General features: G+C 58.6%; 23 protein-coding genes. 7 read left to right on the top strand and 16 right to left on the bottom strand.

The genetic code is table 11. The annotated features are described in order from the left end of the window. Positions 1–48 precede the first annotated feature (48 nt). A complete protein-coding gene (locus ACUTSC_RS03695; RefSeq protein ID WP_443006744.1) occupies positions 49–3,153 on the bottom strand; it encodes a DUF4214 domain-containing protein in 3,105 nt (1,034 codons plus the stop codon). 141 nt (positions 3,154–3,294) lie between these two features. Next, entirely contained in the window at positions 3,295–5,649 is a 2,355-nt protein-coding gene (locus ACUTSC_RS03690; protein WP_197767756.1) for a hypothetical protein, read from the bottom strand. Between the two features lie 305 nt (positions 5,650–5,954). Here ACUTSC_RS03690 and pdxY point away from each other — a divergent pair, with 305 nt between their 5' ends. Further along, positions 5,955–6,815, top strand: a complete 861-nt coding sequence (pdxY, locus tag ACUTSC_RS03685; protein ID WP_197767757.1) for a pyridoxal kinase PdxY — start codon at positions 5,955–5,957, stop codon at positions 6,813–6,815. A 40-nt stretch (positions 6,816–6,855) separates the two neighbouring features. Here pdxY and gstA read toward each other — a convergent pair whose 3' ends face one another. The 4 genes from gstA to ACUTSC_RS03665 form a co-directional block, all read right to left on the bottom strand. Further along, complete coding sequence (gene gstA, locus ACUTSC_RS03680; protein ID WP_197767758.1) at positions 6,856–7,461, bottom strand: glutathione transferase GstA; 606 nt, start codon at positions 7,459–7,461, stop codon at positions 6,856–6,858. Between the two features lie 92 nt (positions 7,462–7,553). Further along, the gene (gene dapA / locus ACUTSC_RS03675; protein ID WP_197767759.1) at positions 7,554–8,438 is read right to left on the bottom strand and encodes a 4-hydroxy-tetrahydrodipicolinate synthase; all 885 of its coding nucleotides are present in this window, start codon (positions 8,436–8,438) and stop codon (positions 7,554–7,556) included. A 361-nt stretch (positions 8,439–8,799) separates the two neighbouring features. After that, a complete protein-coding gene (locus tag ACUTSC_RS03670; protein WP_004938373.1) occupies positions 8,800–9,063 on the bottom strand; it encodes a DUF3811 domain-containing protein in 264 nt (87 codons plus the stop codon). 95 nt (positions 9,064–9,158) lie between these two features. After that, positions 9,159–9,854 (bottom strand): HD domain-containing protein, encoded by a 696-nt coding sequence (locus ACUTSC_RS03665; RefSeq protein ID WP_050596009.1) that lies wholly within the window; start codon positions 9,852–9,854, stop codon positions 9,159–9,161. Between the two features lie 201 nt (positions 9,855–10,055). Between ACUTSC_RS03665 and ACUTSC_RS03660 the strand changes: the two genes are divergently transcribed. Continuing rightward, entirely contained in the window at positions 10,056–10,448 is a 393-nt protein-coding gene (locus ACUTSC_RS03660) for a nuclear transport factor 2 family protein (protein WP_004938379.1), read from the top strand. Here the strand turns inward: ACUTSC_RS03660 and ACUTSC_RS03655 are convergent. Continuing rightward, positions 10,445–10,714, bottom strand: coding sequence for a hypothetical protein (locus ACUTSC_RS03655; RefSeq protein WP_004938382.1), 270 nt, complete (start codon positions 10,712–10,714; stop codon positions 10,445–10,447). The two genes, ACUTSC_RS03660 and ACUTSC_RS03655, sit on opposite strands and share 4 nt — an antisense overlap. A gap of 276 nt (positions 10,715–10,990) precedes the next feature. On the opposite strand from ACUTSC_RS03655, the gene ACUTSC_RS03650 reads away from it, so the two are divergent. Next, positions 10,991–11,371, top strand: coding sequence for a nuclear transport factor 2 family protein (locus ACUTSC_RS03650; protein ID WP_038874851.1), 381 nt, complete (start codon positions 10,991–10,993; stop codon positions 11,369–11,371). A 7-nt stretch (positions 11,372–11,378) separates the two neighbouring features. On the opposite strand, the gene ACUTSC_RS03645 is transcribed toward ACUTSC_RS03650, so the two are convergent. After that, positions 11,379–11,759 (bottom strand): RidA family protein, encoded by a 381-nt coding sequence (locus ACUTSC_RS03645; RefSeq protein WP_038874872.1) that lies wholly within the window; start codon positions 11,757–11,759, stop codon positions 11,379–11,381. Between the two features lie 182 nt (positions 11,760–11,941). Here ACUTSC_RS03645 and ACUTSC_RS03640 point away from each other — a divergent pair, with 182 nt between their 5' ends. Continuing rightward, positions 11,942–12,796 (top strand): aminoglycoside phosphotransferase family protein, encoded by an 855-nt coding sequence (locus tag ACUTSC_RS03640; RefSeq protein ID WP_197773000.1) that lies wholly within the window; start codon positions 11,942–11,944, stop codon positions 12,794–12,796. Here ACUTSC_RS03640 and ACUTSC_RS03635 read toward each other — a convergent pair. The 3 genes from ACUTSC_RS03635 to ACUTSC_RS03625 all read right to left on the bottom strand — a co-directional run bounded on the left by ACUTSC_RS03635 (position 12,761) and on the right by ACUTSC_RS03625 (position 15,228). Continuing rightward, on the bottom strand, positions 12,761–13,264 hold the full coding sequence (locus ACUTSC_RS03635; protein WP_048233594.1) for a cupin domain-containing protein: 504 nt from the start codon (positions 13,262–13,264) through the stop codon (positions 12,761–12,763). The two genes, ACUTSC_RS03640 and ACUTSC_RS03635, sit on opposite strands and share 36 nt — an antisense overlap. Positions 13,265–13,288: 24 nt before the next feature. After that, positions 13,289–13,954: a class I SAM-dependent methyltransferase gene (locus tag ACUTSC_RS03630; RefSeq protein ID WP_197767760.1), complete on the bottom strand. Its 666-nt coding sequence runs from the start codon at positions 13,952–13,954 to the stop codon at positions 13,289–13,291. A gap of 86 nt (positions 13,955–14,040) precedes the next feature. Continuing rightward, complete coding sequence (locus tag ACUTSC_RS03625) at positions 14,041–15,228, bottom strand: benzoate/H(+) symporter BenE family transporter (protein ID WP_445653096.1); 1,188 nt, start codon at positions 15,226–15,228, stop codon at positions 14,041–14,043. A 115-nt stretch (positions 15,229–15,343) separates the two neighbouring features. Between ACUTSC_RS03625 and ACUTSC_RS03620 the strand changes: the two genes are divergently transcribed. Next, positions 15,344–15,907 carry a helix-turn-helix domain-containing protein gene (locus ACUTSC_RS03620; protein WP_033638405.1) on the top strand — a complete coding sequence of 188 codons (564 nt, stop codon included), beginning with the start codon at positions 15,344–15,346 and terminating at the stop codon, positions 15,905–15,907. Between the two features lie 194 nt (positions 15,908–16,101). Continuing rightward, positions 16,102–18,195: a prolyl oligopeptidase family serine peptidase gene (locus ACUTSC_RS03615; RefSeq protein WP_445653095.1), complete on the top strand. Its 2,094-nt coding sequence runs from the start codon at positions 16,102–16,104 to the stop codon at positions 18,193–18,195. Positions 18,196–18,272: 77 nt separating this feature from the next. On the opposite strand, the gene dtpA is transcribed toward ACUTSC_RS03615, so the two are convergent. The 5 genes from dtpA to rsxD form a co-directional block, all read right to left on the bottom strand. Next, positions 18,273–19,787: a dipeptide/tripeptide permease DtpA gene (gene dtpA / locus ACUTSC_RS03610; RefSeq protein WP_197767764.1), complete on the bottom strand. Its 1,515-nt coding sequence runs from the start codon at positions 19,785–19,787 to the stop codon at positions 18,273–18,275. Between the two features lie 604 nt (positions 19,788–20,391). Then, positions 20,392–21,033 carry an endonuclease III gene (gene nth, locus ACUTSC_RS03605; RefSeq protein ID WP_197767765.1) on the bottom strand — a complete coding sequence of 214 codons (642 nt, stop codon included), beginning with the start codon at positions 21,031–21,033 and terminating at the stop codon, positions 20,392–20,394. After that, a complete protein-coding gene (locus tag ACUTSC_RS03600; RefSeq protein WP_038873082.1) occupies positions 21,033–21,731 on the bottom strand; it encodes an electron transport complex subunit E in 699 nt (232 codons plus the stop codon). Before ACUTSC_RS03600 ends, nth begins: the two co-directional genes overlap by 1 nt. After that, a complete protein-coding gene (gene rsxG / locus ACUTSC_RS03595; protein ID WP_063989735.1) occupies positions 21,728–22,357 on the bottom strand; it encodes an electron transport complex subunit RsxG in 630 nt (209 codons plus the stop codon). Before rsxG ends, ACUTSC_RS03600 begins: the two co-directional genes overlap by 4 nt. Positions 22,358–22,366: 9 nt before the next feature. After that, on the bottom strand, positions 22,367–23,452 hold the full coding sequence (gene rsxD, locus ACUTSC_RS03590; protein ID WP_197767766.1) for an electron transport complex subunit RsxD: 1,086 nt from the start codon (positions 23,450–23,452) through the stop codon (positions 22,367–22,369). Between the two features lie 365 nt (positions 23,453–23,817). On the opposite strand from rsxD, the gene ACUTSC_RS03585 reads away from it, so the two are divergent. Then, positions 23,818–24,711 (top strand): helix-turn-helix domain-containing protein, encoded by an 894-nt coding sequence (locus tag ACUTSC_RS03585; RefSeq protein ID WP_197767767.1) that lies wholly within the window; start codon positions 23,818–23,820, stop codon positions 24,709–24,711. Positions 24,712–24,721 lie beyond the last annotated feature (10 nt).

Here is a 24,721-nt window from a genome sequence, read left to right as displayed (position 1 = left end):
GCCCGGGGGGATCCCCGGGCTTTTTTTATCGCATGGCGCGCATGACGATTAGGCAAACACCTCCGGCAGCGAGTTTTCGGCCGCAACACCGTTCACGGTGACGACGGGCGAGTGGTAGTGCAGAGAGACGGCAGCCAGATAGGGATCCTGATTGCCGATCGAGAACACGACATCATCGGCGTCAAAGCTGTGATTATGATTGTTATCCACGATGACGTAGAGCGATTTGTCCAACTTTAGCAATCCGACTTCCGCCAGATTATTGGTGCTGGCGCCGTTCGTTATTTTCGCCAGTACCTGTGAGAACAGCGCTTGGGCATTGTCCGTCGCATTCAGGCCACTGAACGCATTTTGTAACTCAGCTTGGGTGGTGGCGCTGCCGTACAAGGTTGCGGTCTTGTCTCCTGTTTTGGAGAAAACCCATGGGTTGTCGGTTTCTCCCACGGAGATGACGCTGTTGGCATAGCCGGTATTGAGCGTGACCATATTGTCTATTTTGCTATCGGTAAAATGTAACGTACCGGCGCTATCCAACGTCGTGTTGCCCTTAACGTCGGCTTTATAGACGGTCAATCCGGTGCGGTCGACCGTTAACTGGTCGCCGGCAAGTTCGGCAATGACATGGGCGAAATCGTCTTTATTGGCCAGCGTGTTTAGCGTGTTGTAGAAAGCGCCGCCGCCAGTGCCGCCTTTTTCTGCGACGAGGAACAGCTTCATGTCGGAGTAATAACGGCGTTCATCGGTAAATTCGCTGCCTATGATGGTTTTCAGGTTATCGCTAAAATCTGCGGCAACGGTCAGATTGAGCACCAGCGGCTTATCGCCTGTGTACATATAGCCGCTCAGCATCAACGTGCTAATCGAGTTGTCCCCGCCGCTCAGGGTCAACGTGCGATTTTGCACAATGTCGAGATTGCTGCCCATACGGATTTCGAGCGTTTCTTTATGGTTCGATGTAAAGCTGAAAGTACCCATATTGAGGTTGGTTACCGTATGGCTAGCCGCATCGGTAAAGAACAATTTAAAACTGTTGTCGCTACGCGCCGTATCGCTGATGTGGATACGGCTTTTCGCGCTCAAGTCGCCGCCGAGGGTAAACTGTCCGCTGCTGACGTTGAGCAGAGTTAAATCTCCGGAGTAGGCCGTAATTACCCCTCCAGCCGATCCCGTAGCGTTTTGCGAAGCATTGGGTTGCGCCATTTCGCCTTGTTTTAGCGAGTTGATGTTACCGTAAATCGGATGGGAGACGGTGGCTTCTTGCGTGAACAACCCAAAGTCAAAGACCTTGTTGCCTTCGGTGGCGACCCGCTGCCCGTTAAGATAAATCTCTCCGGTACCGCGATAGTGGGTCAAATCTACATAGTTGAAGTATAGGAACTGATTAACGTTATTTGTAATTTCAGCGTCATAGCCGCCGCCGGCGCTGGCCGTCAGGTGGACGACCTTGGTGAAAAAATTGGCTGAGACACTGTAGTAAGATGTCTCGGGATCGCTATTAAGCGCCGTCGCTTTGAAATCACTGCTGACCCTATTGCCGCTGTCGGCGGTGGCATTGCCTTGCCAGGCAAGCTGATGCTTCCCGGCGGCCAGATTGATTTGCGCGGCTGCCGTCGTCATATCGAGCCGGTCGGCGACGACGGTGCTGTTCTTAACGTTGGTAAAGTTAATCCCGTCGGGGGCGTTCAGCAGGTTGCCCTCGCTAAGAAAAAGGGTGACATTCAGGTTTCTCAGCGATTGAAGCATTGCTTCACTGGTGGCGAAGTCGCCCTGCAGCGTGACTTTTTGCAACGATTTGGCAAAGCTGAGATCGACCGCGGAGCCGATCTCGGCGTTAAGGGTGATCTCGCGCAGCTGGGTGATTTCCGCATGGCTTAACGCGTGTTGCTTACCGGTATTCAGGCTGCCGTTGAGGGCGCCGTCGGCATTCGACATCGTGACGTTGCCGCGGATCTGGTATCCCAGCTCGCTGCCAATTTTGTCTTCGAGATTGACGAGTTGCTCGTGACTTGGGCTGACTCCGCCCTCCAGCGGCGCTTCCCCATTGCGGAACGCATGCAAAATATTCAGCGTCGCCTGCAGCGGATTATTGCCGGCTTTGAGCAAAATTGCCTGTTTTTGCAGTTCGCTCAGCGCCGGGCCGTAATACAGTTCGTGATAAATCCTGGCGAAGTCTGCAGCATCTTTGAAGGGGGAGGATTTAGCCAGAATGGTCAGCAGATCGAGCTCGGAGTTCCCCGCGGCGAGGAATTTGCTGTAACTGTCCAGTCCGGTTGATTCCAGCGTGGCCTTTTTCCCCAGTTGCAGAAAGAGAAGCGCCACGCTTTCCTGATAGTTGGCCGCCGCCATCTCACCCGCAGCGTAGACATGGGTAGCATTAAGAAAAGCCTGTTTGGCTGCGGCATGTGCTGTGTCGTTGCGAATATCGGCGATCAGACGCATGATGACATCGCCTCGCGTTTCGGTGTGATTATTCAACCCGGTAACGTAATTGGCGAGCTCGCTTGCGCCTGCATCAACGCCGAAGGTGTTTTTATAGACGGTTTTGACGAAGTCTTCATTACTTAACGTGGTCAACGCGCTGCGCGTATCGACGAAACGGCCGGCGATATAGCTGGCGTCGGCTTTTCCTGTGGCCAGCACCTGGCTCCAATAATTGACGCCTCCCGCCACCGCGAGGCTGCCTACGATGTAAAACAGGGCTTGAATATCGGCTGCCGCTTCGGCATTCGCGGGATAGGGGGACAAAGCGGGGTGTAAGGTTGTATCAATAATATCAAACAAATGCTGTTGCTGTGCGACCGGTGCCGTAGCATCACCCATATAGCTCTTCACGCCGGCGATAAGATCCTTGGTAATCAGCCCCAGCGTTTTTCCTGCATTGGCTTGCGCGACCAGCGTGGCCAGCACTGCGGGCGCCGGATCCGCGCCTGTCGTATTTTTATAGATGTATTGAATTTTTTGCGACGTTGTCAGGCCGTCGTAGCGATGATGTCCATCTTGGGACTGGATGAATTTTTCGGCCAGCTGATCTCTGCTGTACTGCCCCGATTCCAGCTGACGGGCAAAGAAGTTCAAGGCAGCGCTATCGGCTTTTTTACCGAGTGTGGCATAAAAAAGGATGGCTACATCCTGTTGTGACGATAATAAACTCATGTTAACCCCTGGGTTGACAAAAAAAATAAGCATCAACAAGTACAGTCCAAATCCACATGATTGCAATGCGGTTGAGCCTAAGGAAATTCTGTATCTTGCGAGAATGCGGCCGCCGTTTGAGGCGACCGCACCCGCAGGGGGTTAGACCAAACTTAGCTCTGTGACGGATGGGGTGGGAGTACCGGCAAGATCAATAGTCGGCGCTCGATAATGAAGGTTTGCTGTAATCTCATAAATATCTATATCTCCCAAGGAGAATACAATGTCCTCAGCGTCAAATTGCTTATTGTGATTATTATCAATGATAATGTATGCATTGGTTGCCAGCTTAAGCACGCCTACGCTTTGCAGATTATTTTCACTGGCACCATGGGTTATTTTTGATAGCGCCTGAGCGAAGATATCTTGCGCCGTGCTGTCGTCTGCGACGGTTAATGAATCAAACAGGGTATTGATGTCGGCCATTTGCGTCAGGCTGCCATAAAGCACGATATTGCCGGATTTTTCGCTGTCGAATAGCCACTGTTGGCCCTGAACACCAACGGTAAGCGTGTCGGTCGGCGTGAGAGTGTTAATCGTGACCATGCTATCGATCGTGCTTTGTTCAACGTTGATTTTGTTGTGGTGCGCGTATTGATTGGCCATCACCAGGTTATTCAGCGTGGTATTGCCTTTGATGGTCAGGGTCTGAGTATTGGTGTACTGGATGTTGATCTGTTCGCCGGCCAGTGCGCCGATAATACTGCCATAGGCGCTCGGGTCGTTCAGTGCGGATAGCAGTTTATAAAACTCGCCGCCGCCGCTGCCGGCCTTATCCAGCTTCAGATCCGTTTCAACGCGCGGGATCCCTTCATTCATGGGATCGAAAATGGGTTCAATAACAATATGTTTCAAGCTGTCGCTAAAGCCAGCTTTTACCGTCACTTCCAGCTTTCCTATTCCGCTGATGTTGAGCTTGGAAATATTGTTGCCGGCGCCTTCCAGCGCCACCGAGGCGAGTTTCGAACCATTGGCATACAGCCGCAGCTCTTCTTGCGGCCGTGTGCCAATGAAATGGCTGGTGAAACTGAGCGTTCCTGCGTCCAGCCGTTCGATGGCGCTATTTCCGATGCTTACCCCCCAAGGGCCAAATACCGTCGAGGGAGGCGTAACCGGCGCCAGTTCCAGGTGAAGCTTGCTCTGCGCACCGGCATCGCCGTTGATGGTGAGAAAAGGCAGCGTGTCGAAGACGGGAAGATTGATGATATGTACATTATCGGCGAAACCGGAAAGCATAAGCCCTTGACTTCCCGTCCAGTAATAACCGTCACCACTTTTTACAGCATGGGGCGCCTGCTGTAAGTGGGTGACGTCTGCATAACGGTCGTTATAAATACTGGCTGTTTGGTTGATTACGCCATAATCGAATACGTTGGCGCCTTCTGTCGCGATCAATTTGCCATCCAGATAAATGTTTCCGGTACCGCGATAACCTGCCAGATCGATCTGAGGAAAGAATGGGAACTGGTTAACATTGGTTTTGATTATTCCTTCAATACCACCGCTTGCCGTTGTGGTCAGATAGATATCCTTTAAGATCAGATTGGCGGAAATAACGCCCTCCGCATCAAAATAGTTCTGTGCGGTGAACGTCGTGCTGACAATATTGGCGCTATGATTCACGCCATTGCCACTCCAAAACAGACTGGCACCACCGGTGCCAAAAAGAATTTCCATTTTGGCATTGGCGAGATCGAACTTATCGGAGATCATCACCACATTTCGTTCGGTACCAAATGTAATCTTGTCTATCGTTTTGAAGTAAGGGTTATCGTCCAGATTAAGCCGCAAAGCGAACCCCTTATTTTTTAGTGAGTTCAGCGCGGTGGTATCGGTTGGCGCATTCCCCTGCAAGGTCACCTCTTTCAACTGGGGCGAATGGCTGAAATCAACGGCAGCCGAGGCATTCACATTAAGAAAGACGTGCGTCAGAGCGGCCAATTCCTCCGGACTCAACGGATGTTGACTGCCGGTGTTCACCGAGCCACTCAATATGCCGTCGGCGGAGAGCGACAATTCGGCGATAGGCGTGTAATTCAGCGGTTGAGCGATCTTGAGTTGATAGGCGGCGACATCCGTCGAATGAGGCTCACGAGCGCCGTTGAGTGGGAGCATCCTCTTGCAGAATGACTCGATGCTGGTTTGATATCGATCGTTGCCGGCGTTCTGTAGCAAGGCCAGGGAGAGGGCCTGACTCAGATTTTCGTGATACAGCGAAGCGTAGATTTTTTCGTCGTTGTCAGCCCGCTGGAAATGGCGGGCGCTGGCCAGCATCTTCAACTGCTCGAAGGAAGGTGCCCCGCTGGCGAGCGAACGGCTAAAGGTATCGAGAGCGGCCGCGTCGGCGAAGGCACCTGTCTCACTTTGACTATAAGCACTTTTCTCAAGCTGTTTGGCTAAATAAGTCAAGGTATTGGCATCGGCCTTCTTTCCCAATTGAAGTGTCAGTAAGCTCATGAAATATATCCTCTGGCTACGTTGAAGTGATAGTGGATGAATAGACAATTACAGTTCATGAGGGTCGAAATGCAATGTTAGGCCAGTCTGACGATGGCCTGATTTTTCTAGCTGCTACTGCCTTGTCGGCCGGTTCTCGGCTTTTTTTAAATCGGACTTTTCGCTACAATATGCCGCCGTCGAAAGCATAAAAATTCCTCTCATTTCTTGTTTTTAACAGCGCCGGCATGACGTTTTCGCGTTGTGCACCCATTATCATTTCGCCGCGGGCTGATGCACACGGCATGGCGAGGTCAGTTGTTCCGATGAAAAACATTCTTTCTATCCAGTCGCACGTGGTGTTTGGTCACGCCGGCAACAGTGCGGCGGAGTTTCCCATGCGCCGCATGGGCGTCAACGTCTGGCCGCTGAACACGGTGCAGTTCTCCAACCATACGCAATACGGCCAGTGGACCGGCTGCGTCATGCCGGCCAGCCACCTGACCGAGATCGCGCAGGGCATCGCCAATATCGATCAGCTGAAACGTTGTGATGCGGTGTTGAGTGGCTATATCGGTTCGCCGGAGCAGGGCGACCATATTCTGGAGATCGTGCGTCAGGTTAAGCAGGCGAACCCGAATGCCTGGTATTTCTGCGATCCGGTGATGGGGCATCCGGAAAAAGGCTGCATCGTGGCGCCGGGCGTGGCCGAGTTTCACTGCCGCCAGGCGCTGCCGTGCAGCGACATGATGGCGCCGAACCTGCTGGAGTTGGAGATGCTGAGCCAGATGGCCGTCGCCAACGTGGCCGATGCGGTGCAGGCCGCCCGCGTCCTGATCGCCAAAGGGCCGCGGCTGGTGCTGGTCAAGCACCTGGCCCGCGCCGGCTATCACGCCGACTGCTTCGAAATGCTGCTGGTGACGGCGGACGAGGCCTGGCACATCAGCCGGCCGCTGGTGGACTTCGGCGCGCGTCAGCCGGTCGGCGTCGGCGATTTGACCAGCGGTCTGCTGCTGGTGGATCTGCTGAAGGGCGAGGCGCTGGATAAAGCGCTGGAGCACGTCACCGCCGCCGTGTATGAGGTGATGCTGACTACGCAGGAGATGGGCGAGTACGAACTGCAGGTGGTGGCGGCGCAGGATCGGATCGTGCAGCCGCGCAGCGAGTTCAAAGCGGTCAAACTGTAAGTGGCATTCGGCCCCGGCGACAGTCGCCGGGGCCCGATGTTTACTTCAATCCTTCGGCGTTCAGCGTCGCATCTACCGCCGGGCGCGCCGCAACGCGATCGAGCCAGGCCGCCAGATGGGCGTGCTTGCGCACGTCGAACTGCAGGGCAAACGCCCAACGCAACACGGTGAACAGGTAGGCGTCAGCCACGCTGAAACGGCTTCCCAACAGGAAATGCTGCTTCGCCAGCACCGAATCCAGATAGCTGAACTGCTGCTCCAGCTTGGCGCGCGCGATGGTTTTATATTCCTCGGGCGTTTTCGGGTTGAACAGCGGGCTGAATCCTTTGTGCAGCTCGGTGGCGATGTAGTTCAGCCATTCGATCGCGTGGTAGCGCGACAGGGTGCCCGCCGCCGGGATCAGGTTGCGGTCCGGCACGCGATCCGCCAGGTATTGCACGATCGCCACGCCCTCGGTCAGCAGGCTGCCGTCATCCAGCTGCAGCGCCGGTACCTGTCCCTTGGGGTTGATGGTGAGGTAATCGGCGCCGCTCTCGGTTTTCTTCTGCGCCAGGTCGACCTTCTCCGCCGTAAAATCCAGCCCTGCCTCACGCAGCACGATATGCGGGGACAGCGAACAGGCGCCGGCTTTATAGAACAGTTTCATCGGAAGCTCCTTGTTGATGACGAATGACGGGCATGCTTAACCTCTCATCGTAGTCCCATAGCGCCAAAATTACAGCGGCTTAGCTAACAAATTTAACCGATGATCGCCTCGGCGGGCTGCAGCTGCGCCAGCGTTGCGGCGATCTGCTGCTGCAGCGCCTGCGGTGCCACCTGCATCGGCGAGCGCAGCTCGTTGGCGATAAGCCCCTGCTGGGCCAGCACCGTCTTGACCGGCGCCGGATTGGGGAAGCTGAACATCTGGTGGATCATCGGCAGCAGCTCATAGAAGTTGCTGCGCGCCGCGGCCAGATCGCCGGCGGCGACCTGCTGCGTCAGCTGAACGAAGCGTTCCGGGTGAACATGGGCCGCGGCGGAAATGGCGCCGGTGCCGCCGAGGCACAGCGTGGTGAGGATCAGATTGTCTTCCCCGGTCATCACATCGATCTCGCCGTCGGCGATCAGCGCCATGGTGGCGTCAGGGTTGCCGCCGCAGTCCTTGATGGCGGCGATGCGCGGGTGGCGTGCGAGCCGGCGCAGCGTGGCCAGCTCCATGGCGATGCCGGTGCGTTGCGGAATGTTGTACAGGATCACCGGCACGGTTGAGGCGTCGGCCAGCTGGGTGAAATAGTCGATCAGGCCGCATTGCGAAGGGCGGATGTAGTAAGGCGCCGGGATCAGCACGCCGGCGATGTCGCGCAGCTGAATAGCCTGCTGCATTTGCAGCGTGGCGCCCATGTTATTGCCGGACAGGCCCATCACCACCTGATGGGCGGGCGCCACGTCCAGCACGGCGTCGAGCACCGCCAGCTGTTCTTCTTTGCTCAGCGCGGCGGCTTCACCGGTAGAGCCGCAGACCACCAGGCCCTCGATGCCGGCGTCGAGCAGGTGCCGCGCCAGGCGTTTCACCGCCGGCAGATCGACGGCATCGTGATTGAAAGGGGTAACCATCGCCACCCAAATACCCGAAAATGAGGCCATAAAATATTCCTTCTGTGTGACCGACAGAGAAGCCAGATGAGAAAATTGAAGGCGGGGCGTTGCGTGCCATCCAGTCAGCTCATCCGACGGGACAGCTCGCCCCGGTCAAATGAGCGTCTGTTTCTTTGATTTTACCGCCGCCAAACCGCCAATAGGCAACGCGGGCGTCATCAGCATGTCAGCGTTGCGTGGGTAGGCCATGGCGGTCTCGCGAAAAGGGGAAGTGGGGTGATAATGAATAGTCTTCATCAGGCTGTCAATTTACAACAGATTGATAACATTGTTATTCATGATTCGTCGGCGGGAATGAGTTTGGCTAATAAATAAAAATCCCCGCAGCGGCGGGGAGGGTTTGGCCGGCTCAGCGCGGCGGGCGGGAGCCGATGGTGGCGGACCAACTGAAGGTGTCGCCGCTCGGCCGGTAGCGGTTGGCCTTGCGTTCTGCACGCTCCGCCTTGGCGAGCTTCGCTCTGGCGGCCATGATGCGCGCCACCACTTCATCCTTGACCTTGTGCTGTTCGGCGTTGGTCAGCGGCCTGCCATGGCTTTTGCGCGCCTTGTCCAGTTCGGTTTTCACTTCCCGCTGTTCGCTTTCCGTCATCTCTTTCAACGTCAACTTTTTCATCTGTGTCGCCCGTTCGGTGAAGTTGACTTACAGTTTAGCGGCGTTATGTGACCGAAAATGTTATAGGCATAACGAAAATGCCCGGTAAGCCGGCATTACACCTCTTCCAGCAGATCGTCGACAAAGCGCCGCATGCGTTCGGTGCGCAGTTCGGCCATGTGCCGCCCGGCGGCGGTCTGGAAGCCGTCTTGCAGTTTAAACAGCTTGGTTTCGAAGTGATCCAGGCTGAAACGTTTGTCGTCGTATTGACGATGTTCGGCCCGCGGGTCGGCGGCATCGTACAGCGCACTGCGCATGCGGCCGCCGATATAGAAGCAGCGCGCCACGCCGATGAGGCCGATGGCGTCGAGGCGATCGGCATCCTGCAGGATCTTCGCCTCCAGCGTTTGCGGGGGGATGCCGGCGGAAAAACTGTGCGCTTCGATGGCGTGAGCCACCGCCGCGATATCCGCCGGCGCCCATTCCAGCCGGGTCAGCGTCAACGTGGCTTGCTCCGCCGCCATGCGCGAGGCCAGATGGCGCTGCGGCGAGTTTTTTTCCACCGCGACGGCGTCGTGCAGCAGCACCGCCGCACAGAGAATGCGCCGGTCGCCGCCTTCCAGCTTGCTGATCCGGCGGCAGTTCTTCCAGACCCGGTGCAGATGTGCGACGTCATGCGAACCGTCGTCCGACTCGAGGGTGAGCGGCAGCAGCGTTTGCGCCAGCGCCTGGTAGGGTGAGAAAGGTTGTAACAGCTCTTGCGTCAGCGAAGGTAAAGACACGTTCAGCTCCTGTTGGGGGAAATCGGTCAATCAGCATAGCCGCGCCGGATGCCGGGAGAATGACAGCAAAACGGCTATTGTTTACTAAAGTGCAACCCACTATTGTCATAACTGCGGTTTTTGCAGCGAAACAAGCAACCTAGAATAGCCGCATTCCGCCGTCTCCGCTTGGTGAGAGCCTGTGTCCGCGGGGATGGCCGGAATATCCTCATCAGCCATTGGAGAAGAGACATGCCAACCCCTCTTGAGATAGTGCGCGCAACCTATGAAGGCAGTTCCGAAGAAAACGGCCGTAATCTGCTGGCGGCGCTGGCCCCCGATGCCGAGTGGACCGAAGCCGCCGGTTTCCCCTACGCCGGTACCTATATCGGCCCGGAAAATATCATCAAGAACGTGCATCAGCGCCTGGGCAGCGAATGGCAAGGTTACCGCGCCGATGTCGACCACTTTTACGACGCCGGCGACAATGTGATCGCGCAAGGTTTTTATCACGGCACCTACCGGGCCACCGGCAAATCCTTCAGCGCCTCTTTTGCGCATATTTATACGCTGCGCGCCGGCAAAATCGTGAAGTTCGTGCAGATTGTCGACAGCGCTAAAGTGCTGGAGGCGATGCAGCCTTAATCGCCGCTGCGCTTGCCGAATTTGCGGTCGAACTCGCGCCGGTAACCCCGGGCCTTGTTGCGATCGCGGATCCACAGATAGCCGCACACCAGCGCAACCGCTCCCGAGAAGGTGACGTTGCGCATATCCCGGTCATACCAAAACACCAGCAGCGCATCCAGCGCCGCAATCAGCGCGATCCATTTATACATATGGGATTGACGCCGCGTGGCGGCGTTGAGTCGCTTTAACTGTCTGGCTTCGTCCAACACCGGTTTTTGCTGCATAGCGTTTCGTTATCATCAGGCTGTTCACGCTAAATTAGCAGAATTTCCCTCGCCGCCGCAAAGATTAACGCGCGGTGCCATGCGGTTTTCACCGCCCCTGGCGCGGCGCAGAAAATTTGTGCGCGGGTGCTTGAATTGTCCATTGGGCGTGATAGGTTATTTATTCGCTATTTTTGGGTTTTTATTCAATTCTCGCCGTGTCATCAAGCTGCAGCACTGGGCGGTTAACGTGATGGGTTCGATACATGCGGCGGTTAACTTCGGCAGGAGGATGTGATGAACGATAAAACGGCACGCCCGCAGGATGTGGTTCAACAACAGCTTGACGCCTATAACGCCCGCGACATCGACGCCTTCATGGCCTGCTGGGCGGACGACGCGCAGTATTACGAGCATCCCGACACGCTGCTGGCCAGCGGCAAGGCGGCGATCCGCGAACGGCATCTGGTGCGTTTCCAGGAGCCGAGTCTGTACGGTGAACGGATAAAACGCATGGCGGTGGGGAACATGGTGGTCGATCAGGAAGTGGTGACGCGCAACTTCCCGCAGGGGCGCGGCAAAATGGATGTCATCGCCATCTACGAAGTGGAACAGGGGCAGATCGCCAAAGCCTGGTTCAAGATCGGCCCCTGCGTGCCGGATGAGGGCGCGCTCTAGCCGCGCATTATTGCAACGCCATCACCGCCTCTATCTCTACGCACACCTGCGGTGAGAACAACGCGCTGACCGCTACCAATGAACAGGCCGGCAGCGCGCCATCGAAATAGTCAAACAGCACCGGGCGCACGCCCGCCAGATCGGCAATGTCGGTCAGGAACACGCTGATTTTAATCAATGCCTTGAGATTCACGCCTTCGCTGGCGGCGATGGTCGCCAGCTGTTCGAGGATCTCCTGCGTCTGTTCCGGCGCGCTCAAGCCTTGCGCGTCGGTGGCGAAGGCCGTCAATCCCGACACGTACAGGCGATCGCCGTGGCGCACCGCATGCACATAGGGGCCGCCCGGCGTGGGCAACTGCGGATAATTCGTGCGTTTTAATGATGTCATGATCAAACCCCGCGCAAGACCGGTTAATAAAATCGACAAACTTGGTTAGGATACTGAGGAAACGGCGGCCAGACGCCGCACACCGATGATATTTGAGAGTATCATCCCTCTTTATTTTATACGTCGTCTCTCACGCGAATGTGACAGTGCGGCGCAGATCGGCCACAAGGACGCATGAGACGATGAACCCGCTTTTTACTCCCTACCTGCAACGCTGGCAACTGGAACAGGACGGCAAAGCCTTCGAAACCCACAGCAGTCTGCTGATGCCGGTGCGTTACCGGGGCGAGGCGGCTATGTTGAAGATCGCCCGGGAGCAGGAAGAGCGCTTCGGCGGCCAGCTGATGTGCTGGTGGCGCGGAGAAGGCGCCGCGCAGGTGCTGGCGTGGCACGACGACGGCATTCTGCTGGAGCGCGCGCAGGGTGAAGGCTCGTTGTCGCAGATGGTGCGTGACGGCGACGATGAGCAGGCCACGCAGATCCTGTGCCGGGCGATCGCCGCCTTGCATGCGCCGCGTGCCGCGCCGTTGCCCGAGCTGATCCCGCTGCAGGAGTGGTTCAGCTCGCTGTGGCCGGCGGCGCAGGCGCACGGCGGCATGCTGCGTCTCAGCGCCACGACGGCGGCTGAGCTGCTGAGCAGCCCGCGAGAAGAGAGCGTGCTGCACGGCGATATCCACCATGACAACGTGCTGGACTTCGGCGAACGCGGCTGGCTGGCGATCGATCCCAAGCGCTTGTTCGGCGAACGGGGCTTCGATTACGCCAATATCTTCTGTAATCCCAACTACGGCATCGCCACCGATCCGGCCATTTTCCAGCGGCGCGTGGAACAGGTCTGTCGCTTGGCCGGGCTGGAGCGCCGGCGCTTGCTGCAATGGATCCTGGCCTGGTCGGGGCTCTCCGCCGCCTGGTTTATGGAAGACGGCCAGGCGGCGGATATCGACTTCCGCGTGGCCGAGCTGGCGGCGCGCGCATTGGATCTCCCGCTGCCGGACGGCGATTCAGGGTTCATCCTGCCAGTAATCGAGCGAGGTTGAAGGGCGCTGCAGGTAGCGCACCTGCTCGCCGTCTGCGCTGCGCGCCATCGCCTGGTATTTGCCGGAATCCGGGTACATCACCAGCTCAGGCTGCTCGCGCGTGCTGACGGACAGGTACTTCAGCGGCGCATCCGAGGTGTTGATGATCTGGTGCGGGTATTCCGGGCCCGGCGGAATGAAGATGACATCCCCGCTGACGATCGGCAGCATTTCTCCGGCCACTCGCAGCGTACCGCTGCCTTCCAGAATGATGAACATTTCCTCCTGAGCGTAGTGAAAATGGTAGGGGCAGGAACGCATGCCCGGCGCCACGCAATCGAAGGAGGCGCCCAGCTTGTCGGCGGCGGTGCCGGTGCCGAGGCGAGCGCCGACGCTGTCATACAGCGGCGGTCGCCGATCGTGTTGCTTATCTACCCGTTCGACATTGCGTATCAAGCGCTGAGCTAACAGCGCGGCTTTCTCAGTCATAGGCTTCCTTGGTGACGTTGTCACTTAAAAATTGACGATAGCCAGAGAAAATCCGTCCCAGCCCTTGCTGCCTACGGTTTGCAAGGCGGTGGCGGTTAAGCGGGGTTCCTGAGCCATTATCGTGAAGAACTCGCGTATGCCTTGTACACGGGCATCCGCACTGGCGGCGTCGGTAACTGCGCCATCGCGCACCACGTTGTCACCGATAATCACCGTGCCTGGGCGCGCGAGTTTAAGCGCCCAACGCAGGTAATCGGGGTTGCTGGGTTTGTCGGCGTCGATGAAGATGAGATCAAAGGGGGTCTGGGTGTGCAGCGTCGGCAGGTGGGTCATGGCGGGGCCGACGCGCAGCTCAACCAGGCCGTCGAGACCTGCGCGAGTGATATTCTGGCGGGCAACGGCGGCGTGGCTTTCATCCGCTTCCAGCGTGATCAATTTGCCATCCGCCGGTAGCGCGCGTGCCAGCCAGATGGTGCTGTAGCCGCCCAACGTGCCGATTTCCAAAATGCGTTTGGCGTTCACCATGCGGGCGAACAGCTGCAGCAGTTTGCCCTGATTCGGCGCCACATCATGTGCCGGCAGCCCGGCGGCGGCGTTGGTCGCCAGCGCCTGCAACAGGGCATCATCCTGTTCTACCAGGCTGTCTGCGATATAGCGATCGACCTGGGACCATTGTTCCTTTTCTTTCATGTGGGCCTCGTGCGGGAATCGCAGTGTGCCCACCAAGTGAAAGCGTCGCCGCCGAGCTTGTCAATGCGCGGCGTGCGTTTGGTATTTTATGCTGCCGTTCCTCGCCGCGGCAGCGACAACAGCAGATGGGCGATGGCGCCGCCGACAATGCCCCAGAAGGCCGAACCGATGCCCAGTAATGTGACGCCGGAGGCGGTGATGAGGAAGGCGATCAGCGCTGCGTCGCGCTGATTCTCATCATGCAGCGCGCGCTGCAGGCTGCCGCCGATGGTGCCGAGCAGCGCCAGCCCGGCGATGGTGTGGATCAGGGCGACCGGTAACGCGCTGAACAGCAGGCCGATGGCGCCGCCGAACAGCCCGGCCAGCAGGTAGAAAACGCCGGCGGCCACCGCGCCCATATAGCGCCGCTGCGGATCGGGATGCACGTCCGGCCCCATGCAGATGGCGGCGGTGATCGCGGCGATGCACACCGAGAAGCCGCCGAACGGCGCCAGCAGCAACGCGGTCAGCGCCGACCAGGCGATCAGCGGTGACGTAGGCACGCGGTAGCCCGCCGCCTGCAGCGTGGCGATGCCGGGAGCGTTCTGCGAAGCCATGGTCACCACGAAGAAGGGTACACCGATGCCCAGCAGCGTCGGCCAGCTGAAGTGCGGCGCGATAAATTCCGGCATGGCGAACGCCGGCGCATGCTGTGTCAGCTGGATATTGCCCTGCAGCGCGGCGATCGCCAGCCCGGCCGCCAGCGTCAGCACGATGGCGTAGCGCGGTTGATAACGGCGGCTGAGCAGATAGGCCAGCCCCATGCCGGCGCTCAGAGGGAAATTGAGCTGCAGCGAAGCGAAGGCGTCCAGACCGAAACGCAGCAGGATCCCCGCCAGCATCGCGGCGGAAATCGCCTGCGGAATGTAGTCCATCAGGCGGGCGAACAGTCCGGTGACGCCGCACAGCAGGATCAGACCGGAAGCGAAGATAAACACGCCGATCGCCTCGTTGATCGGCGTGCCGGGCAGGCTGGTGACCAGCAGCGCCGCGCCGGGCGTCGACCAGGCGGTAAGGATCGGGGTACGGTAGTAAAGCGACAGTCCCAGCGAGGTGACGCCCATCGCGATCCCCAGCGCGCTCAGCCAGCCGCCGATCTGCGCCGGTGTGGCGCCCGCGGCGGCGGCGGCCTGGAAAATGATCGCGGCAGAGCTGGTGTAACCCACCAGAACGGCGACAAAGCCGGCCATGACGGCGGGCAGGGTCAGATGGCGCAGGGAGAGGGTTGGGCGCATGAGAAGCTCCAATCGGTGGTTGTGCGTTATAGCGCACGATGAGAAATCAGCATAGCACCGTGCGCTATAGCGCACAAGCGGGTATAATCGGGCTCGACACGCAGAGGAGAACTGGATGCAGGAACTTGCCGGCCATTTGGCACACACCCTTCGCACGCTGCGCGCACAGCGCGGTTGGAGCCTGACGCAGGCGGCGGAATACACCGGCGTCAGCAAGGCGATGCTCGGGCAGATCGAACGCGGCGAATCCAGCCCGACGGTGGCGACGCTGTGGAAGATCGCCACCGGTTTCAACGTGGCGTTCTCCGCTTTTCTCGAAGCCTCCCCCGCGCAGCAGCAGGCGACGCTGCACCGCTACGGCGATCTGCCGGTGTACGATCAGGACAACGCCGACATGCGCGTGGTGCCGCTGTTTCCCTACGATCGCCAACTGGGTTTCGATATGTTCGTCATCGATCTTGCGCCGGGCGCGCTCAGCGAGTCGTCGCCCCATGAGCCGGGCGTGATCGAGCATGTCATCGTGATCAGCGGCCGGTTGGAGTTGGCGATAGACGGCGAATGGCACAGCCTGGCCGCCGGCGAGGCGATGCGCTTTCAGGCCGATCGGCCGCACGCTTACCGCAACGCCAGTTCACAAACGGTGCGTATTCACGATCTGATCCACTATCCTCAATCCTGACTCAACGCGGCGGCCGTGGACTTTGACTCCGCGCCGCCAAACGCCTACCTTGTTGAAAATGACTCTTATTTCACAGGCTGTCGCCCACGACGGGGCGGCGTTGCAGCCGACTCAAAAGGAGCTTGATTTTGCCGGTCACCAATCGACGTCAGTTCATTAAACTCAGTGCGCAAACCGCAGGAGCCGTATTCGCGATGACTTCATTACCCAACAGTATCCGCCTGGCGATGGCGGCGGAAGGCGGCGCGGCCGCCGGCGATGAATTCCTGTGGCTGGAAGAGCTGCAGGGTAAAAAAGCGCTGCAATGGGTGCAGCAGGAAAATCAGCGTACCGTGGCGCGTTTCGGCCAGGGCGAAGACTTTCAGCGCATTGAGCGCGAGGTGTTGGATATCCTCAATAAAGACACCCAAATCCCGTGGGTGAGCAAGCGCGGCGAGTACTATTACAACTTCTGGCAGGATCAGGCCAACCCGCGCGGCTTGCTGCGGCGCACCACGCTGGACGAGTACCGCAAGGCCAAACCGGCCTGGGAGACGGTGCTGGATATCGATGCGTTGGGTAAGGCGGAAGGCAAGGATTGGGTCTATCAGGGCTCGCAACCGCTGGCGCCGGAATACCGCTATTGCCTGATGCAGCTGTCGCCGGACGGCGGTGACGCCACCGAAATCCGCGAATTCGATCTGGTGGCCAAACGCTTCGTCAAGGACGGCTTCAACGTGCCGGTGGCGAAAAGCCGGGTCTCCTGGGTCGATCGGGACACGCTGTTCATCGCCACCGATTTCGGCCCCGGATCGATGACCCAGTCCGGCTACGCGCGCATCGCCAAACGCTGGCGGCGCGGCACGCCGCTGAGCGCCGCCGAAACGCTGTACGAAGCGCAGCCCGAGGACATGGCGGTCTTCGCCTATCACGATCGCACGCCGGGCTTTGAGCGCGATTTCGTCGGTCGTAGCCTGGACTTCTATCGCCGCGACTATTTCTTGCTGACTCAGGACGGCCGGCAGAAAAAAATCGATATCCCGGCCGACGCAGAGCTGGACACGCATCGGGAATGGCTGCTGATCAAACCGAGCAGCGACTGGGAGGTGGGCGGCAAGCGTTATCCGTCCGGCGCGCTGCTGGCGGCCAACTTCGATGACTATCTGGCGGGCAAGCGCGAGCTGCAGCTGCTGTTTACCCCGACGGCGGAGCAGGCGCTGAGTGGCTACAGCGGCACCCGCGATCATCTGATCCTCAGCATCATGGATAACGTGGTCAACCGGCTGGAAGTGCTGACGCCGCAGGGCGGCAGCTGGCAACGTCGCCCGTTGGGCAATCCCGGCGCCATCAGCACCCTTTCCGCCGGCGGCATCGACGAAGAGAGCAATGCCTATTTCCTGACCGTCAGCGGGTTCCTGCAGCCGACCTCGCTGTATATGGGCAACCTCGTCGGCGGTGAGGCGACGCTGCTGAAACAGGCGCCGCAGGATTTTGACGCGTCAGGCTACCAGGTGAGCCAGCATTTTGCGCGTTCCAAGGACGGCACCCGCGTACCGTATTTCCAGATAGCCGCCAAAGATCTCAAACCGGACGGCAGCACGCCGACGCTGCTGTATGGCTACGGCGGGTTTGAAGTGCCGCTGCTGCCGGGCTATCTCGGCGGCAAGGCGCCGGCCTGGTTGGAGCGCGGCGGGGTGTACGTGGTGGCCAACATCCGCGGCGGCGGCGAATACGGCCCGGCCTGGCACCAGGCGGCGCTCAAGCAGAACCGCCATCGCGCCTACGAGGATTTCGCCGCCGTGGCCGAAGATCTCATCGCTCGCAAGGTGACCTCGGCGCCGCATCTGGGTGCGCGCGGCGGCAGCAACGGCGGCCTGTTGGTGGGGAATATGTTGACGCTGTATCCGCAGCTGTTCGGCTGCATCGTCTGCGAAGTGCCGCTGCTGGACATGCAGCGCTATACGCAGCTTTCCGCCGGCGCGTCGTGGATCGCCGAATACGGTGACCCGAGCAAGCCGGAGGAGTGGGCCTACATCAAGACCTTCTCGCCGTACCACAACATTCAGGCGCAGACGGCCTATCCGCCGGTGCTGTTCTATACCGCCACCAGCGACGATCGGGTCAACCCGGCCCATGCCCGCAAAATGGCGGCGCGCATGCAGGCGATGGGGTATCAGCAGGTCTATTTCTATGAAAATACCGAAGGCGGGCACAGCGCCGCCGCCGACAAGCAGCAGGCGGCGTTCCACAGCGCGCTGGTAAGCGAATTCATGTGGGCCAACCTGAACGGCAAGCCCAAGTCAGCGTAAGCCTTTTTCTTGCGGGCATAAAAAAACACCGGGGCGTTAACTCCGGTGTTTTTATTTACGTCTCAATCTGCCGGCGATCAGCGAGCAGCGGTGGCTTCCTGCGCTTTCTGATTGGCGTCTTCGGTGGTGTCCAGCGTCATGCGGTACAGTTTCGGCGCGGTCAGCATCATCAGGATAGCGATGACGGCGGTGACGATGCCGATCTGCATAAACACATGGCTGTAGATGGCCAGCGAAGCGTGCGCGTCGTTGATGTCGCTTGGGACTGCGGTCAGACCGGCAACCTTACCGGCGATCAGCGCGGCGGCGGCGGTGGTCAGGAACCAGGACCCCATGATGAAGCCCATCAGACGCTGCGGCACCAGCTGCGCCACCATCGCCAGACCCAGGCCGGAAATCATCAGCTCGCCGATGCTCTGCAGCGCGTAGCTCAGGATCAGCCAGTTGACCGACACGATGCCCTGTTCGTTGGCGAAGCTGGCGCCCCATGGCAGCACCAGGAAGGCGCAGGAACACAGGATCATGCCGAAAGCGAACTTGTGCGGCATCGGCAGGCGATCGCCCATTTTGTTATACAGCGCGGCCAGAATCGGGCTGGCGAGCATGATCCAGAACGGGTTCAGCGCCTGATACTGCTCCGGCTCGAAGGCGACGCCGAAGATGCTGTGTTCCACGTTATGGATGGCGAAGAAGTTCAGCGAGGTTGGCATCTGGCTGTACAGCACGAAGAACACCACCGCTTCCAGCATCAACAGGAAGGCGACGATCATCTTGCGGCGTGCGGCGCCGTGCAGCGCAAAGGTTTCCTTAGCGAACACCAGAACGATGCCGGCGGAAACCAGGGCCAGCGCCCAGCGCGCGATCACCTGGTTGTGCAGCAGCCAGCTGGAAATGGCGACCAGCGCCACGATGCCGACCAGCACCATCAGCAGCTTCGGCAGATGCAGCGGCTTGAAGTCAGGCTTGGAGCCGTTTTTCTTCACCCACTTGTGGCACATCATAAAGTTGACCAGGGTGATCAGCATGCCGACCACGCTCAGGGAGAACGCCACGCTCCAGCCGTATTTGGCCGCCAGCCACGGGGTAGCCAACATGGAGAAGAAGGAACCGATATTCACCGACATGTAGTACATGGTGAAGGCGCCATCGAGACGCGGATCGTCTTTCTCATAGCAGGTGGACAGCAGGGAGGACGGGTTGGCCTTGAACAGGCCGCTGCCCACGGCGATGGTCGCCATGCCCATGTAGACCCAGAAGATGTCGTGGCCGGAGTAGGCTACCATGGCGTAACCGACGGCCAGCACCAGTGCGCCGAGCACGATCACGCGTTTGGCGCCCAGCACCTTGTCGCCCAGCCAGCCGCCGATGGCGACGAAGCCGTATACCAGGGCGCTGAAGGAAGAGAACAGGGTGATGGAGTCGGCTTCGCTCATGCCGAGCATCTTGACCAGATAAACCGCCATGATGCCCTGCAGGCCGTAATAGCCGAAACGTTCCCACAGTTCGATCGAGAAGATCAGATAGAACGCTTTCGGTTGTTTGAACGCGTTAAGGCTCACGCTCTCCGGGTGTTGGTTGTTTGCTGTTGACACTGGTACCTCTGTTTTTTCGCAGCCCGTCTGTGGAGGACGGGAAAGTACAAAAGTTGATGCGGAACGGCATCCTTTTGCGTTGTTATAGGATGGGGACGGCGGTTAATGTTCACTATCTTTGTCAACGTGGCAAGCAGTTTGTCATATTCGGTTACATTTAACGCCCACAGGATTATGCCGCGATGTTGCAAATGTTATGCAGTATTAACTTTCGGGTTTTAATGGTTTGCCGATTTTTTGTTTTGATTAAAAGCTATACGGATTTTAAACAGGGATATATTCTGCTGAATTGCTATTTTTTAGCGCATCAGTGTATGTACGGTTATTAATCCGTTGGAATGTTGTGTATGTGGCGCGTTTTGTAAAATTATAGAAATTTAGGAAAACGGGGCTGGCATTTGTGAACGCCTTGTGATCCCGAAAGCGTGACGTTCACCGCAATTTTCGACTAATTTTCCGCTTGAAAATAACACGGCACTGAGTTTTTCACTGAAAACCTCGATAACGCCGGGGTTACTGCTGCGCGATATCACATTTCCGATAAAAAAGAGGCGTTGGCGGGGGAAAGGGCGCGGTGGGGTACGGTTTGCCGAACCCCACAAACTCAGGACTCCGGATAAACCTTTTCTTTATACTCGCACAGGTCTTCGATAATGCAGGAGCCACAGCGCGGTTTACGCGCGATGCAGGTATAGCGCCCGTGCAGGATCAGCCAGTGGTGGCAATCGACCTTGAATTCGGCAGGGACCACCTTCAACAGCTTCTCTTCCACCTGATCGACGTTCTTGCCCGGCGCGAAGTGGGTGCGGTTGCACACCCGGAAGATGTGGGTGTCGACGGCGATGGTCGCCCAGCCGAAGGCGGTGTTGAGCACCACGTTGGCGGTCTTGCGGCCGACGCCCGGCAGCGCTTCCAGCGCGGCACGGTCTTCCGGCACGTCGCCGCCGTGCAGCTCCAGCAGCATGCGGCAGGTTTTGATCACGTTTTCGGCCTTGCTGTTGAACAGGCCGATGGTCTTGATGTACTCCTTGACGCCATCAACCCCCAGCGCCAGCATGGCGACGGGGGTGTTGGCGACCGGATAAAGCTTGGCGGTCGCCTTGTTGACGCTCACGTCGGTGGCCTGTGCAGACAGCAGCACCGCAATCAGCAGTTCAAACGGCGTGGTATACACCAGCTCGGTGGTCGGGTGCGGATTGTTGTCGCGCAGCCGGGTCAGAATTTCCAGTCGCTTCTGCTTGTTCATCAGGCCTTCTCAGCACGTCCTTGTTCCAGCAGCGGTTCCACCGCCACGGCGCGGGCTTTGCGCGCCTTCATTTTTTCGTCGATCAGATATTTGACCGCCAGCAGCAGCCCCAGGCCGATAAAGGCGCCCGGCGGCAGCATCGCCAGCAGGAACGGGCTGTCGAAATGCACCACTTCGATGCGCAGCGACTTGGCCCAGCCGCCCAGCAGCTGATCGGCGCCGTCGAACAGCGTGCCGTTGCCCAACAGTTCGCGCATCGAGCCCAGCGTCACCATCACGCCGGTGGCGCCGAGGCCGATGGCCATGCCGTCCAGCGCCGAGAGGCCGACCGGCTTCTTGGCGGCCACCGCTTCGGCGCGGCCCACCACGATGCAGTTGGTCACGATCAAAGGAATAAAGATGCCGAGCGACTGATACAGACCGAAGGCATAGGCGTTGATCAGCATCTGCACGATGCTCACCACCGCGGCGATGATCATCACGTAGATAGGAATGCGCACCTCGCTCGGCACCCAGCGGCGCACCGCGGAGATGGAGGCGTTGGTCAGCGTCAGCACCAGGGTGGTGGCCAGCCCCAGGCCGAGTGCGTTGGTGACGGTGGAGGTCACCGCCAGCAGCGGACACATGCCCAACAGCTGCACCAGGGCGGAGTTGTTTTTCCACAGCCCCTGGACGATCAATTCTTTGGCTTCACTCATTCGCTGGCTCCACACGCAGGTAAGCTTTCAAGTTTAGGCGGCAGCGTTTCCATATACAACGCCGTGCGGCGCACCGCATTGACCACCGCCCGCGGGGTGATGGTGGCACCGGTGAACTGGTCGAACATGCCGCCGTCTTTCTTCACCGCCCAGCGCTTATCGTCCGGGCCTTCGATTTTCTTGCCGCTGAAGAAGGAAATCCAGTCGGAAATGCGCAGTTCGATTTTGTCCCCCAGCCCCGGGGTTTCGTGGTGTTCAATCACCCGGGTGCCGAGCACCGTGCCGTTGAAATCGGCGCCGACCAGCAGCTTGATGGCGCCGGAGTAGCCGTCCGGCGCGGTGGTTTCCAGCGCGGCGGCGGTCGGTTGCCCGTTTTTGCGCGCCAGGTACAAGCGGTGCGGCGCATCGTCTCCCAGCGCCGGATCGCTGACCAGGAAGCATTCGTTCTGCATGATGTTGTCGTAGTTTTCCGGCGGCACCACCTGATCGAGCAGCGCTTTTTGCTGCAGCGCCGCCTGATGGGCGATGGTGCTTTTCGTCAGGGTATAGACGACGGCAGTCAGACCGGTGGTGACCGCCGCGAACACCGCCAGCGTGGTGCCGTGCTTTCTCATGGAATTCAGCATGGCGGCTCCTTAGCGATGGCCGTACACGCGCGGCTGCGTGTAGTGGTCGATTAACGGGACGGTAATGTTGGCGAGCAGCACGGCGAAGGCCACGCCGTCAGGGTAACCGCCATAGACGCGGATCAGCCACACCAGCACGCCGATCAGCGCGCCGTAGATCAAACGGCCTTTCGGCGTAGTGGACGCGCTGACCGGATCGGTAGCGATAAAAAACGCGCCCAGCATGCTGGCTCCGGAGAACAGGTGGATCAGCGGCGACGCCTGATGCGCCGGATCGAGCCACCAGGCCAGGCCGGAACAGAAGGCGATGGCGGCCAACATGCTGAAAGGGATCTGCCAATGGATCAGGCGGCGCGCCAGCATAAACAGGCCGCCGGCCAGGAAGCCGAGGTTGACCCACTGCCAGCCGATGCCGGCCAGGGCGCCGCCGAACAGTGGCTGCTGCAGCACCTGTTCCACGCTGTGGCCGCTGCGCAGGCCGGTTTTGAAACCGTCGAGCGGCGTGGCCTGGCTGATGCCGTCCACGCCCATCTGCAGTTCGTGCAGCGTCGCGCCTTGCGAGGTATGGCCGCTGAAAATGGCCAGCAGCGTGTCGTGGAGAGGCAGCGCGGTGGCGCGCAGCTCATCCGGCGGCAGCCAGCTGGTCATCTGTACCGGGAAGGAGATCAGCAGCACCACGTAACCGACCATCGCCGGGTTGAACGGGTTCTGCCCGAGGCCGCCGTACAGCTGCTTGGCGATGACGATGGCAAACAAGGTGCCGATGACGATCATCCACCAGGGTGCCAGCGGCGGCAGGCTGATGCCGAGCAGCAGCGCGGTCAGCAGGGCGGAGTTATCCGCCAGCCGGCTGCGCACCGGCAGCTTGCGCAGCTTGAGAACCGCGCCTTCCGCCGCCAGCGCGACGATCGCCGCCAGCGCCACCTGAATCAATACGCCGTAGCCGAAGAACCAAATCTGCGCCGCGATGCCGGGAATGCACGCCAACATGACCCACAGCATGATGCGGCTGGTGCTTTGCTGGTTGTGGGTGAAAGGCGAGCTGGCGATGTGTAAGCCTTTGGCGGCTGTGGGTGATACCGGCCTGAACTTCATAAAGTAACGATACCTTCTGCGCCGCGCCTGCGGCAGTTTCGATGCGCCGTTCTAAAGGCGCGGCAAAAATGATAGCCGAGCATTCTACCTGATTCGATGCGAGGGTAATACGCCTTAATGATAGGGGTATTCGGCTTTCCGCACATCCGGCGATCGGGGCAGCGCGATTTGATTTTTTTTTGGCCAAGAAATGGGCTAACGTGAGGAATTGTCAGTGGAACTTGTGCCGCCATCGACCGCGGGAAATGGGTTAAGCATCTGAATGAGATATCATTTTTCTCCAGATTTCCGCACAAAATAACAACTTTCACATAATCTGTGTAGGTTACTATCGCGAACATTATTGAGTCAGTGAATCCATAATAATGACAAATGAAGACATTTTTTTTATTGAAGAGTTAATTGAGTGGGTGGAGATACATCTGGAGAAACGGCCAAACCTGGATGAAGTCGCGCGTATTTCGGGCTATTCCAAGTGGCATCTGCAGCGTAAATTCAAGCGTATTACCGGCATTCAACTCGCCACCTATATCCGTTCGCGCATCCTGACGCGCGCCGCGGTGGCGCTGCGCATTACTCGTCGCTCGATCATCGACATTTCCGATGAGCTGGGCTTCGACTCTCAGCAGACCTTTACCCGCATGTTCAAGCAGCGTTTCGGCACCACGCCCAATCGCTACCGCTCGATGGAGCACTGGGACGTGAAAAACCTGATGCCGCGCTTTAACTTTGAAGCCAGCTACGGCGCCGGTTATTACCCGGAAGTGAAGCGGCTGATGCTGCCCGAGATGCAGTTGGTCGGCTTCACGCGCCGGCTGGATTTCGCCTCCGAGCAGGAGCTGGAGTACTCTTCCTGCATGGCGATGAAGGACGAGATTTTCAACGACTTCTTCAAGGGGCTGCACGTCGACTGTCGGCGGATTTACAGCATCTACTCTCCCCATGTCGGGGAGGGCGACGAGCTCTCATCCACGCTGGTGATGGCGGTCGATCCTGAACACAAAAAAGATATTCTTTCCAACCATCAGATAGACACCTTCCATCTGCCGAGCCGCGAGTTTATCTCTATCAACCATAAGGGTTCGGCGAAAGAGTGTTTGCAGTTTTTCGGCTACCTGATGTCGCATGTGATGCCAGGGCTGAAGGATGAGGTGCGCGGCAGTATGGAAATGGAGATCATTCAAACCAAAGAGTGGAATCCGGAATCCAAACTGCGCCAGATTGAAGTGGATTACACCTACCTGATTTCTATCGATTAAACGGCGCCCG

Source organism: Serratia sp. TSA_105.2 (assembly GCF_052692115.1).
Note: the sequence above shows the minus strand (reverse complement) of the source record. Positions and strands in the feature narration are given on the sequence as shown.

What these genes read in the sequence shown, in the direction of transcription:
- rsxG (WP_063989735.1), bottom strand. Translation starts at nt 22,357, where the DNA reads ATGCTGAATTCCATGAGAAAGCACGGCACCACGCTGGCGGTGTTCGCG.
- ACUTSC_RS03695 (WP_443006744.1), bottom strand. Translation starts at nt 3,153, where the DNA reads ATGAGTTTATTATCGTCACAACAGGATGTAGCCATCCTTTTTTATGCC.
- nth (WP_197767765.1), bottom strand. Translation starts at nt 21,033, where the DNA reads ATGAACAAGCAGAAGCGACTGGAAATTCTGACCCGGCTGCGCGACAAC.
- ACUTSC_RS03655 (WP_004938382.1), bottom strand. Translation starts at nt 10,714, where the DNA reads ATGCAGCAAAAACCGGTGTTGGACGAAGCCAGACAGTTAAAGCGACTC.
- dapA (WP_197767759.1), bottom strand. Translation starts at nt 8,438, where the DNA reads ATGGCCTCATTTTCGGGTATTTGGGTGGCGATGGTTACCCCTTTCAAT.
- ACUTSC_RS03635 (WP_048233594.1), bottom strand. Translation starts at nt 13,264, where the DNA reads ATGACTGAGAAAGCCGCGCTGTTAGCTCAGCGCTTGATACGCAATGTC.
- ACUTSC_RS03690 (WP_197767756.1), bottom strand. Translation starts at nt 5,649, where the DNA reads ATGAGCTTACTGACACTTCAATTGGGAAAGAAGGCCGATGCCAATACC.
- ACUTSC_RS03600 (WP_038873082.1), bottom strand. Translation starts at nt 21,731, where the DNA reads ATGAGTGAAGCCAAAGAATTGATCGTCCAGGGGCTGTGGAAAAACAAC.
- ACUTSC_RS03630 (WP_197767760.1), bottom strand. Translation starts at nt 13,954, where the DNA reads ATGAAAGAAAAGGAACAATGGTCCCAGGTCGATCGCTATATCGCAGAC.
- ACUTSC_RS03620 (WP_033638405.1), top strand. Translation starts at nt 15,344, where the DNA reads ATGCAGGAACTTGCCGGCCATTTGGCACACACCCTTCGCACGCTGCGC.
- rsxD (WP_197767766.1), bottom strand. Translation starts at nt 23,452, where the DNA reads ATGAAGTTCAGGCCGGTATCACCCACAGCCGCCAAAGGCTTACACATC.
- ACUTSC_RS03650 (WP_038874851.1), top strand. Translation starts at nt 10,991, where the DNA reads ATGAACGATAAAACGGCACGCCCGCAGGATGTGGTTCAACAACAGCTT.
- ACUTSC_RS03645 (WP_038874872.1), bottom strand. Translation starts at nt 11,759, where the DNA reads ATGACATCATTAAAACGCACGAATTATCCGCAGTTGCCCACGCCGGGC.
- ACUTSC_RS03660 (WP_004938379.1), top strand. Translation starts at nt 10,056, where the DNA reads ATGCCAACCCCTCTTGAGATAGTGCGCGCAACCTATGAAGGCAGTTCC.
- ACUTSC_RS03625 (WP_445653096.1), bottom strand. Translation starts at nt 15,228, where the DNA reads ATGCGCCCAACCCTCTCCCTGCGCCATCTGACCCTGCCCGCCGTCATG.
- pdxY (WP_197767757.1), top strand. Translation starts at nt 5,955, where the DNA reads ATGAAAAACATTCTTTCTATCCAGTCGCACGTGGTGTTTGGTCACGCC.
- ACUTSC_RS03585 (WP_197767767.1), top strand. Translation starts at nt 23,818, where the DNA reads ATGACAAATGAAGACATTTTTTTTATTGAAGAGTTAATTGAGTGGGTG.
- ACUTSC_RS03670 (WP_004938373.1), bottom strand. Translation starts at nt 9,063, where the DNA reads ATGAAAAAGTTGACGTTGAAAGAGATGACGGAAAGCGAACAGCGGGAA.
- ACUTSC_RS03640 (WP_197773000.1), top strand. Translation starts at nt 11,942, where the DNA reads ATGAACCCGCTTTTTACTCCCTACCTGCAACGCTGGCAACTGGAACAG.
- ACUTSC_RS03615 (WP_445653095.1), top strand. Translation starts at nt 16,102, where the DNA reads ATGACTTCATTACCCAACAGTATCCGCCTGGCGATGGCGGCGGAAGGC.
- gstA (WP_197767758.1), bottom strand. Translation starts at nt 7,461, where the DNA reads ATGAAACTGTTCTATAAAGCCGGCGCCTGTTCGCTGTCCCCGCATATC.